At 45.3% G+C, this 15,669-nt stretch carries 13 protein-coding genes and 1 tRNA gene; 11 read left to right on the forward strand and 3 right to left on the reverse strand.

From position 1 onward, the window contains the following. Window positions 1-146 precede the first annotated feature (146 nt). Window positions 147-992 (reverse strand): uracil-DNA glycosylase, encoded by an 846-nt coding sequence (locus ACN0W5_RS03430; RefSeq protein WP_417452833.1) that lies wholly within the window; start codon window positions 990-992, stop codon window positions 147-149. Between the two features lie 436 nt (window positions 993-1,428). Between ACN0W5_RS03430 and ACN0W5_RS03435 the strand changes: the two genes are divergently transcribed. The 3 genes from ACN0W5_RS03435 (at window position 1,429) to ACN0W5_RS03445 (ending at window position 5,928) form a co-directional block, all read left to right on the forward strand. Beyond that, on the forward strand, window positions 1,429-3,081 hold the full coding sequence (locus tag ACN0W5_RS03435) for an electron transfer flavoprotein-ubiquinone oxidoreductase (protein WP_299379713.1): 1,653 nt from the start codon (window positions 1,429-1,431) through the stop codon (window positions 3,079-3,081). A gap of 192 nt (window positions 3,082-3,273) precedes the next feature. Beyond that, entirely contained in the window at window positions 3,274-5,037 is a 1,764-nt protein-coding gene (locus ACN0W5_RS03440) for a tetratricopeptide repeat protein (protein ID WP_417452834.1), read from the forward strand. 18 nt (window positions 5,038-5,055) lie between these two features. Further along, window positions 5,056-5,928, forward strand: coding sequence for a 4-(cytidine 5'-diphospho)-2-C-methyl-D-erythritol kinase (locus ACN0W5_RS03445; RefSeq protein ID WP_417452835.1), 873 nt, complete (start codon window positions 5,056-5,058; stop codon window positions 5,926-5,928). A gap of 71 nt (window positions 5,929-5,999) precedes the next feature. Here ACN0W5_RS03445 and ACN0W5_RS03450 read toward each other — a convergent pair whose 3' ends face one another. Next, on the reverse strand, window positions 6,000-6,881 hold the full coding sequence (locus ACN0W5_RS03450) for a peptidoglycan-binding domain-containing protein (protein ID WP_417452836.1): 882 nt from the start codon (window positions 6,879-6,881) through the stop codon (window positions 6,000-6,002). Window positions 6,882-7,147: 266 nt separating this feature from the next. Here ACN0W5_RS03450 and ACN0W5_RS03455 point away from each other — a divergent pair. From ACN0W5_RS03455 to ACN0W5_RS03465, 3 genes are all read left to right on the forward strand, one after another. Continuing rightward, window positions 7,148-7,222 (forward strand) — tRNA-Gln (locus ACN0W5_RS03455). A 321-nt stretch (window positions 7,223-7,543) separates the two neighbouring features. Further along, window positions 7,544-7,684, forward strand: coding sequence for a nitroreductase family protein (locus tag ACN0W5_RS03460; protein WP_417453118.1), 141 nt, complete (start codon window positions 7,544-7,546; stop codon window positions 7,682-7,684). Beyond that, window positions 7,665-7,925 (forward strand): hypothetical protein, encoded by a 261-nt coding sequence (locus tag ACN0W5_RS03465; protein WP_417452837.1) that lies wholly within the window; start codon window positions 7,665-7,667, stop codon window positions 7,923-7,925. Before ACN0W5_RS03460 ends, ACN0W5_RS03465 begins: the two co-directional genes overlap by 20 nt. On the opposite strand, the gene ACN0W5_RS03470 is transcribed toward ACN0W5_RS03465, so the two are convergent. Further along, window positions 7,884-8,609 (reverse strand): GNAT family N-acetyltransferase, encoded by a 726-nt coding sequence (locus ACN0W5_RS03470; RefSeq protein ID WP_417452838.1) that lies wholly within the window; start codon window positions 8,607-8,609, stop codon window positions 7,884-7,886. The two genes, ACN0W5_RS03465 and ACN0W5_RS03470, sit on opposite strands and share 42 nt — an antisense overlap. 249 nt (window positions 8,610-8,858) lie before the next feature. Here ACN0W5_RS03470 and ACN0W5_RS03475 point away from each other — a divergent pair, with 249 nt between their 5' ends. The 5 genes from ACN0W5_RS03475 to ACN0W5_RS03495 all read left to right on the forward strand — a co-directional run bounded on the left by ACN0W5_RS03475 (window position 8,859) and on the right by ACN0W5_RS03495 (window position 15,646). Continuing rightward, window positions 8,859-9,755 (forward strand): fused MFS/spermidine synthase, encoded by an 897-nt coding sequence (locus ACN0W5_RS03475; RefSeq protein WP_299373755.1) that lies wholly within the window; start codon window positions 8,859-8,861, stop codon window positions 9,753-9,755. A 105-nt stretch (window positions 9,756-9,860) separates the two neighbouring features. Then, complete coding sequence (locus ACN0W5_RS03480) at window positions 9,861-10,298, forward strand: YaiI/YqxD family protein (RefSeq protein ID WP_299373758.1); 438 nt, start codon at window positions 9,861-9,863, stop codon at window positions 10,296-10,298. A gap of 59 nt (window positions 10,299-10,357) precedes the next feature. Then, the gene (locus tag ACN0W5_RS03485) at window positions 10,358-12,133 is read left to right on the forward strand and encodes a sensor histidine kinase (protein ID WP_417452839.1); all 1,776 of its coding nucleotides are present in this window, start codon (window positions 10,358-10,360) and stop codon (window positions 12,131-12,133) included. A 285-nt stretch (window positions 12,134-12,418) separates the two neighbouring features. Continuing rightward, window positions 12,419-13,444 (forward strand): TAXI family TRAP transporter solute-binding subunit, encoded by a 1,026-nt coding sequence (locus ACN0W5_RS03490; RefSeq protein ID WP_417452840.1) that lies wholly within the window; start codon window positions 12,419-12,421, stop codon window positions 13,442-13,444. Window positions 13,445-13,534: 90 nt separating this feature from the next. Then, window positions 13,535-15,646 carry a TRAP transporter permease gene (locus tag ACN0W5_RS03495; protein WP_417452841.1) on the forward strand — a complete coding sequence of 704 codons (2,112 nt, stop codon included), beginning with the start codon at window positions 13,535-13,537 and terminating at the stop codon, window positions 15,644-15,646. Window positions 15,647-15,669 lie beyond the last annotated feature (23 nt).

The following is a 15,669-nucleotide window of genomic DNA, read 5'->3' on the forward strand; positions in this document are numbered from 1 at the left end:
TACAAGTTAGTTAATTGTGGCAGTGGGGGCAATAGCTCTCAAATGCGTCAAAAATTTGTCTAGAATCTTATCTACACCTGTTCTTCTTTCGAAAGGATGAAGAAATATCGCTTAATTTGTTGTTTTATAAAAGAAGTCGGTGGTGATTAGGCAAGCTTTGCTTTTATGGCACGTAAATCTTGCCAAGCGAGAGCTTTTTGTCGGGGAGTGTTGAGAAGCATATGCGGCGCAAAAGTCGCTATTGTTGGGACTGCTTTACCATTTGGCGGTGTGTATTCAATCCATTTTCCTCTTTGTCGTAGCAAGCTCGCGTCAGGATCAATGAAACCTCGCAACGTACTTTCCCCCATCAGAACGAGTGCTTTTGGGGAGATGAGTTCTATTTGACGATCAATAAAGGGTTTGCAACAGGCAAGGTCATTAACGGTTGGTTTTTTATCTCCTGGTGGGCGCCAGAAAACACAGGAACTAAGGTATACATCATCTATATTCAGGTCGATGGACTTGAGCATGTTAATTAGAAGCTTGCGGTTTGAGCCTGCAACAGTTTTCCCTTCCCGATCTTCATCGGCCCGGGGCGCCCCCGTGATGATCATTAAATCTGCTTGAGAAGGGGCCGAATCAAAAACGGTATTGATAGCTGTTTTTTTCAATGAACAACCATCAAAAGAAGCAAGTGCAGTTGCCAAGTCTTCGATATTTTCTGCGTTACTTGCGAGGTTCTGTGCTTCGCTCAGTGTTTTTTGGAATGATTGAAGAACACGTTTTGCTGCAGCGGCTTTGGGGGGTGTTGGGGGAGCAGCCTGGGCGCCAGGTTTTGCCGTTTGGGCTGAGGTCTTTGATGTGGATGTTTTCGGGGCGGTCTGAATTTGTTCCTGACTGAGTTGGTAGCTATCAACGGCAATGTCGCTAATCGCCTCATCAGCTCCAGCGTCTAGTTGCCAGGTCAGAGCAGCCAACAATTCGTCACGCGTCCAGTCTTCGGCGGTCATGATTTTAATTAAATATCCCAATATCTTTTGCTCAATGCCTCGCAGGCATCACATACAAACTGACTTTTATTTAAAGCAAAGTTCGGTGTTGATCCATGGATGTTTATAAAATAGGACACTTTTCTTCTTAGTGAGTCCACATGTTCAATCTATGACGGTGAAGGTTTCAGTTAGGCGGCTGTTGAGCACGTCTATGGATTTTTGCAAATCCTTTTCGTGGTTTTTGATTGTTCTGTGTCGTTATTGTTAAATTGCTGCAGCGCGGAAATATCTATAAATTGGTGTTGAAAACGATGTGTGAATGGTAATGTCACAACTAACAAATAAAAATATGTGGTCATTTGTGGATTTTTGTTGAATCATGTGGCCTGTTGTAATTTGAGGGGAAGCGGCTAGATAAGCCGCAAAGCTCACGGCTCGAATTGGAGAGAGGGCTATGGAACGCGAATTTATGGAATATGACGTTGTTATTGTCGGGGCAGGACCCGCAGGGTTGTCCGCCGCAATTAAGCTTCGTCAATTATCTGCTGAACAAGGGAAAGAAGTCTCAGTCTGTGTTTTGGAAAAAGGCTCAGAAGTTGGAGCGCACATTTTCTCTGGTGCTGTGTTTGAGCCCAGAGCATTGGATGAACTTATTCCAGACTGGAAAGAAAAAGGCGCTCCGCTTAATGCCCCTGTTTCTGATGAGAAGTTTATGCTTCTTAGTGAAAAGGGATCTGTAAACCTTCCTGTCGCTCTGCTTCCAAGCCAAATGCATAATGATGGTAATTATGTCATTTCTTTGGGCAATCTATGTCGTTGGCTTGGTGAACGTGCAGAAGAACTTGGTGTGGAAATCTATCCCGGTTTTGCGGCTGCAGAAGTTGTTTATCATGACGATGGTCGTGTGAAAGGCGTTGCAACAGGTGATATGGGCATCAGCAAGACTGGTGAACAAAAAGATTCCTATATGCCGGGCATGGAACTCCACGGTAAGTACACCTTTTTTGCCGAGGGGTGTCGTGGTTCGCTCAGCAAAGGTCTGATGGAAAAGTTTGATCTGAGAGAAAACTGTGATCCGCAGACTTACGGCATTGGTATGAAAGAGCTATGGGAGCTGGACCCGGCCAAGCATAAGCCTGGAACGGTTGTTCACACCGCCGGGTGGCCGATGAAAAGCGACACTTGGGGTGGGTCGTTCATTTATCATCTTGAGAATGGCCAAGCTTATGTCGGGTATGTTGTGGGGCTGGATTATGAAAATCCACATCTGTTCCCGTTTGGTGAGTTTCAGCGTTTCAAAATGCATCCGGCAATCGCAGAAATGTTAGAAGGTGGTAAGCGAATCTCATACGGTGCCCGCGCTTTGAATGAGGGTGGTCTGCAATCTGTACCAGATCTTGCTTTCCCTGGTGGTGCTTTAATTGGTTGTTCTGCTGGTTTCCTGAATGTTGCAAAAATTAAAGGAAGCCATAATGCGATGAAGACCGGCATGCTTGCTGCTGAAGCTGCTTTTGATGCGGTAACAGCCGGCGAAGAAACAGCGCCTGTTCTTTCCGCTTATCCCGAAGCATACAAAAAGTCTTGGGTGTATGAAGAGTTATATCAATCCCGAAACTTCAGACCCGCTTTCACTAAATTTGGGTTGTGGGGATCTATGCTTTATTCGGGTATTGATCTCAAAGTCTTTGGCGGTAAGTTACCATGGACATTCAGCCATAAACATTATGACCATGAATGCCTGAAGCCTGCGGCTGATATGCCTAAAATTGATTATCCGAAACCGGATGGAAAACTTTCCTTTGATCGGCTTTCTTCTGTCTTTGTTTCAGGTACAAACCACGAAGAAGATCAACCTGTTCACCTGACGTTAAAAGATGCTTCAGTGCCGATCGCACACAATCTTGCGATCTATGATGCACCGGAACAGCGCTTTTGTCCGGCAGGGGTCTACGAAATTGTTCGTGATGACGATGGCAATAATCCTCAGTTGCAAATCAATGCACAAAACTGCGTGCATTGTAAAACCTGTGACATTAAGGATCCGACCCAGAATATTAACTGGGTAACGCCAGAAGGTGCTGGTGGCCCGAACTATCCAAACATGTAAGGGTAATATGCCAACACCTAGCGGATTCTTTCTGGGTGGATGATGAATTAACGAACAAAAAACTGACCGCTTTTATAGATGAGGCGGTCAGTTTTTTATGTGGTCACTTTATATTGTGCAGCAGATACTTGGCGTTAAGCATTTAGAGAGTTAGACTGCTGGCATTTCTTGTCTGGTGAAGAGGAGGATGATTTGCCTCGCCACGGCTCTATGTTCGTAAAACAATATTTACAACGCTTTATTTTTTCTGCGGGAACAGCGCTCATTCTAGGCGCGTGTACAGCAGCTCAAAGTGATTCTGATGGTAAGCAAAGTTCAGCTGATCTCGGTACTGAATCCCCTTTTGTCCGGACAAGTAATTCTGCGTCGGGGTCTTATCTTGCCGGGTTGGTTGCCGGGCATAATCGTGATTATGAGATTGCAACCGAACTGATGCTTCATGCTTTAGAAGCTTCGCCGGAAGACCCTCGGCTTCTTGCGCGTTCTTTTTTGCTAACGGCGAGTACCGGGCGAGATGATGAGGCGCTGGCATTGGCAAAGCGTCTGCTTGATATTTCTCCGGAACAGTCTATTGCGCACCTTGTTCTTGTCATTGATGCCGTTGAACGAAAAGATTGGGACGAGGTTCGCGAAAGAATCGAAGCAACGCCCGATGTCGGTGTTAACACAATTCTAGAGCCAATGTTCTCTGCCTGGACTGATCTTGCTCAGAACGATCTGGATAAAGCATTGGAAAATCTGGAACCTCTTTCAAAGAAAGAAGGATTTGAGTCGCTTTATGGAATTCAGATCGCACTTTTAAAAGATTTGGGTGGGCGCCCGGAAGATGCGCGTAAAGATTACATGTCTTTGCTTGGTGCTTCGGAACAGCCGACACTTAGGCAAGTTAATATTGTCGCTGACTTCTTAAGTCGCCAAGGTGATAAAGAAGCTGCTCGTGGGTTAATTACAACGTATCTGGAGCAGGACCCAGAAAATGCGATTGCCAATCATGCATTGTCGCGTTTAGATTCTGACAAAGGTTTACAACGGGTTATTTCTAAGCCTGGAGATGCCTTTGCAGAAATTCTTTTTGGATTTGCCAGCTTGCATGCACAGGAAAAGGCTTATGATACCGGGCTGGTTTATGCCAATCAGGCTTTGAAGCTACGCCCTGATTATGAAGAAGCAAAAATCCTTGTGGGCGAGATTATGCAAACTCAGGGGCGTAGTCGTGCCGCGATCGAGCTTTATAAAACGATACCGCTGGATTCTCCCTATGCATGGACGATTGGCCTCAGAATTGCGGATGAACTTGACGCTCAGGGCCTCGAAAACGAAATGTTGGAGACTTTGGCTCAACTAGAAGAGCTGCGGCCTGAACGCTTTGAGACCCATTTGCGCAAAGGGGATATGTTGCGTGGTTCGGAACGTTTTGACGAAGCCGCTGATGCCTATGGTGAAGCGATCAAACGGATCGATGAAAACAACAGCCGTTACTGGGCTTTGTTTTATTATCGCGGGATCGCCTTTGAACGCCAGAAAAAATGGCCAAAAGCAGAGGCCGATTTCTTGAAAGCTTTGGAATTGTCTCCTGATCAACCTCATGTGTTGAATTATCTTGCCTATTCTTGGGTTGAGCTGGAAAAAAACCTAGAACAGGCCGAAAAAATGCTGATCAAGGCGGTAGAACTTCGCCCTGATGACGGATATGTGGTCGATAGTCTGGGGTGGGTTTATTATCGCCTTGGTAAGTTTGAAGAGGCCGTAAAATACCTTGAAAGAGCGATTGAGCTTAAAGCTGAAGATCCTGTGATAAATGACCATCTAGGGGATGCGTATTGGCAGGTTGGACGCAAACATGAGGCACGGTTCCAATGGCGGCGTGCTCTTAGTTTTGAGCCAGAAGAAGAACAGGTCGAATTGATTCGAACCAAGATTGATAAAGGCATCGTTGCTGATAGATCTGAAAGTTAATTGGATAGATCAGTTTCAATGGAGCATATTACCGAATTCGCCCCTGCAAAGATAAACCTGTCTTTGCAGGTAATAGGGCAACGAAATGATGGGTATCATCTTCTAAAAAGTTTGGTGGTATTCGCCAGTGTTGGTGATCGGCTGCTTTTCGAACCCGCGTCTGATTTTTCTCTTAAGGTCACAGGGCCTTTTGGTGATTACTTGGTTGGGGGTGCTGATAATCCGGAAGATAATCTTGTGCTCAAAACAGGTCGAAAGCTGCAGAAGCTTTTGGGTGTTGATAAGGCTGCAACCGTTACGCTTGAGAAAAATCTTCCTGTTGCATCCGGTATCGGCGGGGGCTCTGCAGATGCAGCGGCGACACTTAGAGGGCTTATGCGCTTATGGAGAATAGAGCCTGATCATATTACTGGTTTGCATGATTTTGCTTTGCAAGTGGGAGCTGATGTTCCTGTTTGTCTTCAGGGAACGTGCTCTTGGATGGAAGGCGTTGGTGAACTTGTAAAGCCAGGACCTCAGCTACCTGATCTTTACTGTGTTCTTATAAACCCAGGATGCCCGGTATCTACCCCACGCATTTTCCGGACACTGAACGGTCAGTTCTCTCAAGCTTTACCTGGGCCGGGACCAGAATGCAGCATGTCAGATTTGCTTGGGTACCTGAATGATAGTGGCAATGATTTGGCCAAACCTGCCATGCAACTGGAGCCCGTAATTATAGAGAGCATCAGGGCGTTAAAAAATCGAACAGGCTGTTTATTTGCGAGTATGTCCGGCAGTGGTGCAACGTGTTATGGACTTTATGACAATCGGGATACTGCCGAAAATGCAGCTATTGAAATCGGACGAACCCACAAGGAATGGTGGGTTCAGTCCGTAATTCTGTGCTAAGGGCGCCGATTATAAGAAAGCGGCGCTCGTTGTTGGAAGAGAGCCACCGCTATTACGCTTAACGATTAGCCTTAATTATTACTTAGCATTTTGTCGACAGCTTTGAGTTCGGCTAAGAGCTCCTGTGTTGGCTTTCCATCTACTTGTAACCCGGAAATTTCTTGAAACAGGCTGATTGCGGCGACTGCCTCGTGATCAATATTGCCGTCGATCCTGCCGGGATCAAAATTCAAGCTTGCGAGTAGTCCTTCAATTTCTTTTAGCTGTTCGACCCGCATCCCATAGGGCGAGCTGGCATTTGGATTAGGTTCATCCGTGGCCTGAGTCGCTGTCGCCTGAGAGCTGGTATCCGCGACAGGCATAATCGAGTCATTGCCAATCAGAAAAACAGCAAGTACCCCGAGAAAGAGCACCGCGGCGACGGTAATCATTTTGGCCAAAGAGTACCCTTTTTTGGGGCGTGCAATCGCATCTTTGGATTCCGCAGAGAGTGATTTAGTTTTGCCTTTTACTTCCGCAGAGTCTTTCTTTGGCTTTGCCGCCTCGACATTTTTGTCTGTACTCTTCCCCTGAGGCTTTTCAGATGGATTGGGTGTCGTACCCAGTGTCTTTGGAGCGGGCTTATTACCACCTTCGCCTACCGGTTCAGACTTGTTTTTGTCCGTGACTCTTTTTGATGTTGCTGTAATTGCTTTTGCAACTGGCCTTGTCTTTTGGGGACTGCTTTCGGTTTTCTCTGATGATGATATATCAGAGGAAACGCTGCTTTTACTCATAGCTTTTTTGGTTGTTGTTTTTTTCGCAACAGTCTTTTTAGATGTCGTTGAAGTACTCTTTTCTTCAGGTTTTGCCTTGGCAGAAGACTTTTTTGCAGCAGTTTTGCGCGTCGTCGGCTGGCGGGATTTGCGGCTGGTTGGCTTTTCGTCTTCAGACTTGAGCTTATCGTCGCTCATCAATTCCAGTTCCCTGTGTTTCTATATTCGGTGTTTTAGAGCAAGAATTGCCCCGGGTGGATGCCTTAATTGGCGGATTTCTTTTGATTACCACTCATTATTTACACAAGGATAATCAATATCTGGGTTAGGGGTAAAGCATTCAGGTTTAAAAGAGGTAAATATCCTTGAAGAATATTAAAAAAATAATTAAAAAAATGTGATAAAAATTGCTTTTAAGCCATTGACTTCCTCGGAAGTAACGCTATTTTCTCTCCCACATCTGATGGGACGTCGCCAAGTGGTAAGGCACCGCTTTTTGGTAGCGGCATTCGCAGGTTCGAATCCTGCCGTCCCAGCCAATGAAAAAGGCCCCGAGATTATATCTTGGGGCCTTTTTCGTTTTATCCTGTAAATTAAGAATGGCATGACTTCATTGGAATTTATGTTGAGTCTGTCTCTTTTCCCTAACTGTGTTAGCCTTTTCTAAAATTATATTTCCAAAGAAACGCTCTAAAACACTTCTTAGAAAATAGTGCTAATCGGAATCGTTTTTAGTTTTTAAAAAATAAGAACAGGGATAGTTGGTCTTGTCAGCAGAATTTCGAGTCGTACCTTTTGAAGGGTTGCCTGATTACACAGAGGATGAAAGACGCCGACGTTCACATGATTTCCATTGTTTGATGCAGAAGCGCCGAACAATTCGCGACTTTTCTGCGGCACCAGTTGATCGGGCTATTATAGAAAATGCCGTACGCACGGCAGGGCTGGCACCTTCTGGAGCAAATAGGCAGCCATGGCATTTTGATTACAGCATTGCATAATGCTGGTCTTGCAACACTGACCCATACGCTAAGCTCAATGAGGTTCTTAAGAGATTTGTTAGGGCGTCCCAAGCGTGAAAAAACCGTCATGGTTATCGTTGCAGGCCATCCATCAAATTCAGCTTCCGTTCCTGAAGAGGCTTTAAACAAAAAAGCCCTGAATGTTATCTCTACCTGGTTTGAATGCTTCCCCGGTCGATCAGGCAGTCAGTTCGTGCCTTATTTTCTGGGTGAAATCTGACAGGCTTGTTATCTGGCTTCCGTCAGAGGTGAAGTTGCCTTCATTGAGCCAGCGGGAAAACGCCAGTTCCATGACAGGCCATTCAGTATCAAGGATTGAGAACCAAGCCGTATCTCTGTTCCTTCCCTTTACGATACCAGCTTGTCTAAAGGTCCCTTCGTAAGAAAAGCCCAGGCGTTTTGCGGCCGATTTTGAACCTTCGTTTAATGCATTGCATTTCCATTCGTATCGTCGATAACCAAGGTCGACAAAAACATGGCGCATCATCAAATACATGGCTTCTGTTGCCATAACAGTTCTTTGTAAGGCTGGTGAAAAGTTTATATGGCCGACTTCTATTGAGCCTGCTGCTGGTGTGATACGTAGATAGCTTGCAACACCTAGTGCCTTTTGTGTTTTTTTGTCGATGACAGCATAAAAAAGAGGATCAGTCTTTTCAGACATTTCTTCGACCCATTCTTGATAACTCTCAATCTGGGCAAAAGGTCCATAGGGAAGGTATGTCCATATCTCTCCTCCTTTGCTTCGTGAATTCGCGACGAAAAGATTTTTAGCGTGGTCTTGCGCGTTTAATTTTTCCAATTTGCAATATTGGCCATCGAGCGTTTTAACGTCTGGATGGCGAGGCTCTGCCCAATTGGGTACGATTGGGCCAATTGGCTGGCCAAGAGAATTCTTACACATTTTTATCTATCCGTATCGTGAGTTCACGGGTAGTTAGTCATAAAATGGGTCTGATTCGTAGGGCCATTTGCCTTATAATGATGGGGCCGCTTTGGTTGAGTTCTTTTCTACATGGTTCGTGAAAATTAATAGATTTCTACGCGTGTCTACTTTTTGATATCTTTCTGGGGAGGGATGGACTCTATGATTGTACGGCACGGCATGCTTTACTATACATCGCTGATACATTTTTATGAATAGGACAGATCATTGGCAGATAAAATTGATTTCAGTACCTGGTGGCATGAAGACCCGGGCGCAATTGGCTTTACACATGCCATGAAAATGGAGCTTCTGCACAGTGAGCAGAGCCAGTTCCAAAAGATTGAAATTTACGACCACAAGGATTTTGGTCGAATTCTTGTTTTGGATGATCTGATTCAAGCATCGGAAGCAGATGAATTTATCTATCATGAAATGGCTGTTCATGTTCCTGTCCTTGGCCGCAAGCGAGAGAACTTGCGTGCGTTGATCGTAGGCGGCGGTGATGGCGGCCTTCTCAGAGAGCTTTTGGTTCATAACAACATTGAAAAGGTTGTTATGGCAGAGATTGATCGACGTGTTATTGAGCTTAGCAATGAATATCTCGCGATAAACGGAGACTATGATGATCCACGGGTTGAGCTGATTTGCGATGATGCGGCGCGTTACGTCATCGAAGCATTAGATAGAAAAGAACAGTTTGACCTTATCTTTATGGATATCACTGAACCAGTGGGACCATCGGCTAGTTTATTTACCGAAGAATTTTTAGATAATCTGGTCGCTATTCTAAAAGACGATGGTGTCTGCATTGATTCGGATAGTATTTTTATTGGTAAAGACCGGATCAGGTTCTTGCAGGAAGCTTCCAGTGAAGAAGATCACAGTCTGTTAGAGATTATGCGTAGTGGTCGTTTTTTCCCTCATCTGGATGTCTATCGTTCAATTGTTCCTATGTATCCGGGCGCAGAGTTCGGCTTTTTCCTTTATACCAAGGATGGCTTTGATTATTCTGATCCTTATATAAAACATGATGGCAAACACTATAATGCAGCTGTTCACAAGGCTGCCTTTGCTTTACCGAACTGGTGGAAAAATGAACTTGGATTCGGCAAAAAGAAATGATGACTAAGAGAGCTGATCAAGTGGACACCTGCAAAACTGTTTATATGTGTTGATCATTGATCTCGGGGCATTGATCAGGGTGAACATTTATAATGGAAGTTCAGAATGGAAATTTATGTAGATGGGGATGCTTGTCCGGTAAAGGATGAGGTCGTGAAAGTTGCGGAACGGCATAACCTAAAGGTTCATATGGTTAGTAATACCTGGCTCAGATATGGTCGGCATCCTTTGGTTACGTCTGTGGTCGTTCCCGAAGAGCCTGATGCGGCAGATATCTGGATTGCCGAGAATATAAAGCAGGGAGATATCGCCATCACTGCTGATATTCCGCTGGCGTCTCGCTGTGTGGCCGAAGGGGCGAAAGTTTTGGATCACAAAGGTAAGATTTTCACCGAAGATGCGATGGGTATGACCTTGGCGGTCAGGGATTTAATGACCAATTTACGTGAAAGTGGAGAAGTGAAAAGCTATTCGCCTGCCTTCACGAAGCAAGATCGATCTCGATTTTTGTCTTCCTTGGATCAGCTTATACATAAAAAATAATGATAAGACGGTGGTGTCGGATCTGTTGAGCGATATTCCTTATAAAAGTGATGTCTTCGATGCCTAGAATCTCATGGAAAACCTTTTTTCTTTGGCTAAGTGGGCTGGGAGTAGGCATTGCCGTTGTGTACGGAGCTGGGTACTGGGTTGGAGTTCTCACCGCACGAGATTTATCGTTGGTTGGGCAAGAGAGGTTGTCTTTGTATCAAGGCACATTGCGGTCTGCCTTGGAAAAACATCGTTATCTCCCTTTTGTTCTTTCCAGAGATGAAGGAATTAAGAACTTACTGAGTGAAGATGATGGCAAAGAAGGCGTCGCAACTTCGGTCAATCGCTCGTTGAGAGCCACAAATCAAAAAGCAGAGTCAGATGTTCTTTATGTTTTGAATAGTGAGGGGACCACTCTTGCTGCTTCTAACTGGTTGGAAGAGCGTTCTTTCGTGGGGCATAATTATGCTTTTCGACCGTATTATAAGGATGCCATAGAAGGTCGTGAGTCAGGTTTTTTCGCTGTTGGTGCGACGACAGGCGTTCCCGGTTACTTTATGTCCCACGCAGTTCAGGATAAAGCAGGGATTAAAGGAGTGATCGTTGCCAAAGTCGATATGAGGCCGCTGCAAGAGCAATGGCACAATGGCGGGGAGCATGTTTTTGTCACTGATAATAATGGTGTCATCTTTTTGTCCAGTCGAGATGAGTGGCGTTATCGGACTGTTCTACCAATTGATGAAGCGGCTATGGCACGAATCAGGAGTAATCGTCAGTTTGGTGGTGCGGATTTGATGCCGCTTAATCTGCAACTTCACACTCTTTTTAGTCGAAATGTTTTTGAAATTGACGGGCAACGATACCTTTCTTTGGAAAGGGGTTCTGTGAAGCCCGGCTGGGTAATGCATTTTTTAATCCCACTGAAGCTTGTTCAAGAGAAACAACAGACAGCTTGGGTTATCGGTTCTGTTTTGTTGATGTCGTTTTTTCTTGGGGGGCTTTTCCTGCGCGAACGGCGTCAAAAACTACGTTCAGCACAGCGGGCGCGGCAGGCGGGAAGGTTCCAGGAAATTAACAAAAAATTACAGCTGGAAATTGACGAGCGAAAACGCACAGAAATGCAGCTGCTGAAAACACAGGAAGATCTGGTTCAGACGGGCAAGCTTGCAGCTTTGGGACAAATGTCCACAGCGATAGCGCATGAAATCAATCAGCCAATGGCGGCAATAAGGACTTTTGTTGCCAGTGCTCGTTTGTTGCTTGCCAAGGGAAAAAAGGACAGCGTGAAAGAGTCTTTGACTGAAATATCATCACTTACGGATCGTATGAGTAATATCACGGGGGAGCTGAATAGCTTTGCGCAAAAAGCCCCTGTTGAGTACGACGTTGTAGATCTAAGAGAGGCCCTGAAAAATGCAATAAATCTGATGGAAACAGTATGGAAACCGGATGAAATTGAACTCCATTTTCAAGATTTGGGCGCGCCAGTTTTCGTGAAGGGTGACCTTATTCGTCTGGAGCAAATTTTTGTGAACCTGTTTCGTAATGCCGCGGATGCCATGGGCGGACAAAAGGAGAAGAAAATTTTCGTTTGTCTTCGCCGGATAGATCAGTTCGCAATCGTTGTTGTTGAAGATAGTGGATCGGGAATTGATCCTAAGAATCTGGATCAAATTTTTGATCCTTTTTTTACGACAAAAGAGGTTGGCGAAGGTGTCGGACTGGGGTTGTCGATCAGTTATGGAATTATCAAAGATTTTAGCGGAAACATTCGCGTTGAAAACACGACAAAGTCCGGGGCCAGATTTGTGATTGAATTCACGGCTATTTTGAACCGGGATGTTTAGGTTCTTATGCGCGGAAAGTTGCCTATTCTGAATTTATATGTCGGCGAAAACTTGCTTCCATATCTTTGTTTACCTTTTAATGTTGTTATTTTTCATGCTGTTAATGGGGAGCTTTGATGGCATGATTTTTGCCTTATGTAGTCTGATATGTTTTGTCTCTACGATGCTTGTTTTAAAAACCCCCGAATGGAGGCTGGCCTTGTTCCTGTGAAATGAGTAACGTGGAGCCAAATATGCTTAAACACGTAATCTATAGAAAATAATAAATGTCTTAGGGAGGCTCTTATGAAAATGATGAAAGCAATTAAAGGTGTTGCTGCTGCTGCGACTATTTGCAGTGCACTGTCAGCTGGTGCTGTTGCTCAAGCCGCGGAAGCTCGCGATTATCTTATGGCAACGGCCAGTACTGGCGGGACTTACTATCCTGTAGGTGTTGCGATTTCTACTCTTGTTAAAGTTAAATTACAGCCAAAACAGAAAATTGGTCTCTCAGCAATTAACTCTGCTGGCTCAGGCGAGAATGTAAAACTACTCCGTGAAGACGAAGCGCAGTTTGCTATTCTTCAAGGGCTATACGGGTATTATGCCTGGAACGGTAAAGGTCCTGTAGAGAAAGACGGTCCACAAACGAAAATGCGTTCTGTCTCAATGCTATGGCAGAATGTGGAGCAGTTCACTGTTCTTACAGAACACGCGAAGACAGGTACGGTTGCTGATCTCTCTGCTATGAAGGGCCAGAGCATGGCCTTGGGTAAAAAGAACTCAGGTACCATTGGGTCAAATACTGTTTTGCTGAAAAACTTGGGCATTGATGCAAATGCAGATTACAACCTTGTACATGTTGGATATGGCCCATCTGCTGATGCCCTGCAAAACGGACAGGTTGCAGGTATGGGAACACCATCAGGTACGCCGACTGGTGCGGTAACCAAAGCGATGGCCGCAATGGGTGATAAAATCACACTATTGAACTTCACTGCCGAACAAGCAAAACAAGCTGATGGTGGTTTCGGTCTTTGGACACCATTCACTATTGCTGCTGGTACTTATCCTGGACAGACAAAAGATATTACAACCATTGCTCAGCCAAACTTCCTGGCTGTGCGTGATGACGTAGATGAAGATGCTGTTTATCAGATCACAAAAACGATCTATGAAAATCTTCCTTTCCTTAACGCAATTCACAAAGCAACCAAAGCAATGAGCACAGATGCAGCTCTGGCTGGTTTGCCTGTGCCATTGCACCCGGGTGCGGCTAAGTATTACAAAGAAATTGGCATTGATATTCCGGCAAACCTAATTGCAAAATAATCAGCTGAAATTGTAATATTTCAAAGCTTTATCGGGCGCTCGAGATTTCGAGCGCCCGTCTTATTACTACGCTTTTCTTTCGGGGAAATCATGTCACAAGAAACAAACGCACCAGAAGTTGAATTGGGCGAACACGAAGCGATTGTCCGTGGTGATGAGGGATGGATCGGAAAGGTCGTTTTTGGCCTTGGGGTGATCATTTCTCTGATGCATATCTACTTCAACGTCTTTGCCGTGATACCGGGACTTTGGCAGAACTCATTGCACTTTGCCGGTTTCGTTCTTATGGGTGCCTTAATCTACCCTATGATCGGGAATGGCAAAAACAGAGGGCTTCTTGTTTTTGATGTGGCCTTGGGTCTTTTTGGGGCTTTTGCTGCGCTTTACATGATCTCTATGGAAGACGCCATCTATGAGCGTGGGGTTCGTCTCGAAACGCCAGAGTGGGTATTTGGAACATTATTAATCATTATCGCAATTGAATTCACCCGTCGGACGACAGGATGGATTATTCCAATTCTTATTGTACTAGCCCTGACTTATATCGGGTGGTGGGGCGCGCTAATTGATGGAGTGTTTAAATTTAAAGGTCTAAGTAACGAGACAATCCTTTTCAGGAGTGTTTATGGTGATGATGGGCTGTTTGGAAATATTGCTCGCATATCGTCCACCTTTGTCTTTATGTTTATTCTCTTCGGGGCTTTTCTTGTGCGTTCTGGTGCTGGAGATTTTATTATTGATCTCGCACGTGTCGTTGCAGGAAAAACAGTTGGTGGTCCTGGCTTAGTTGCTGTGTTTGCGTCTGGTCTTACAGGTACTATTTCTGGTTCAGCTGTGGCGAATACCGCGTCGACGGGTGTGATAACCATTCCCTTGATGAAAAAGGCAGGATTTCCAGCTCGTTTTGCAGGCGGAGTTGAAGCTGCTGCGTCAACAGGCGGACAATTGATGCCGCCTATTATGGGGGCAGGTGCCTTTGTGATGGCGAGCTATACGCAGATTCCCTACACGACGATTATCGCCGTATCTTTTCTGCCGGCTATTCTCTATTTCGCAACGGTAGCTTTTTTTGTGCGTATGGAAGCAAAACGCAGCAATGTGCACGTTGTTGAAGTGGAAACGGAAAGTGCCTTTGAAGTTCTCAAAAGGGGTGGATTACCATTTCTTGTGCCAATAACAGTCCTGATTGGTTTGTTGATCTATGGCTTTACCCCGACCTATGCAGCTGGCTTTTCAATTATCGGGGTTGTTGTCGCTTCGTGGTTGACGCCGAATAAAATGGGTCTACGTGCCATTCTCGATGCTCTGGCACTCGGCGCACGGAATATGGTCATGACAGGGATCTTACTCTGTACGGTCGGTTTGATTGTTAATGTTATTGCGACGGCCGGAATTGGGAATACATTTTCTTTGATGATTACCAATTGGGCGGGGGATAGCCTGATCATTGCGATGGTGCTTATCGGGCTAGCTTCGCTTGTTTTGGGAATGGGCTTGCCTGTTACAGCATCATATATTGTGTTGGGAACGCTTTCTGCCCCGGCTCTCTATTCACTTATTGCAGATGGTTTACTGGTCGAGGCTATTGCTGCGGGTAATCTGGCTGATGATGCCAAAGCCATCTTTATGCTGGCGGCTCCTGAACGTCTTGCCGAAATTGGTTTACCGATGTCCACAGAGGCCGCAAAAGGAATTCTGGCGTTGGTTCCCCCGGATATGTCAGATACCTTGCGACAAATGGTGTTGGATAAAGACACTCAAATCTATGCGCTGTTATCAGCTCACATGATTATTTTCTGGTTGTCACAGGATAGTAATGTAACGCCCCCTGTTTGCTTGACCGCCTTTACGGCGGCGGCAATCGCCAAGACGCCGCCTATGGCAACGGGGTTACAGTCTTGGAAAGTGGCCAAAGGTCTTTATATTGTTCCACTCCTTTTTGCCTACACGCCGTTTTTGGGTGGAGAGTGGCACGAAGTCCTTATGATTTTTGGGTTCTCTTTAGTGGGATTGTATGCCTTGACAGGGGCGTTACAGGGATATCTAGAAGAGAAACTGAATTGGCTAGAGCGAGGTGTCGTTTTAGCTCTTGGCGCCGGGTTGTTATGGCCGCTGGGATGGGAAATCCATCTCGCTGTTTTAGCTGTTTTTGTTGTTTTTTTCTTCTGGAACAAAAAAAGCGTTGCTACTGTCCAAATATAGGGGCAATACCGCTTTTAGGATAT

The organism is Kiloniella sp. (genome assembly GCF_048270245.1).
Classification (GTDB): domain Bacteria; phylum Pseudomonadota; class Alphaproteobacteria; order Kiloniellales; family Kiloniellaceae; genus Kiloniella.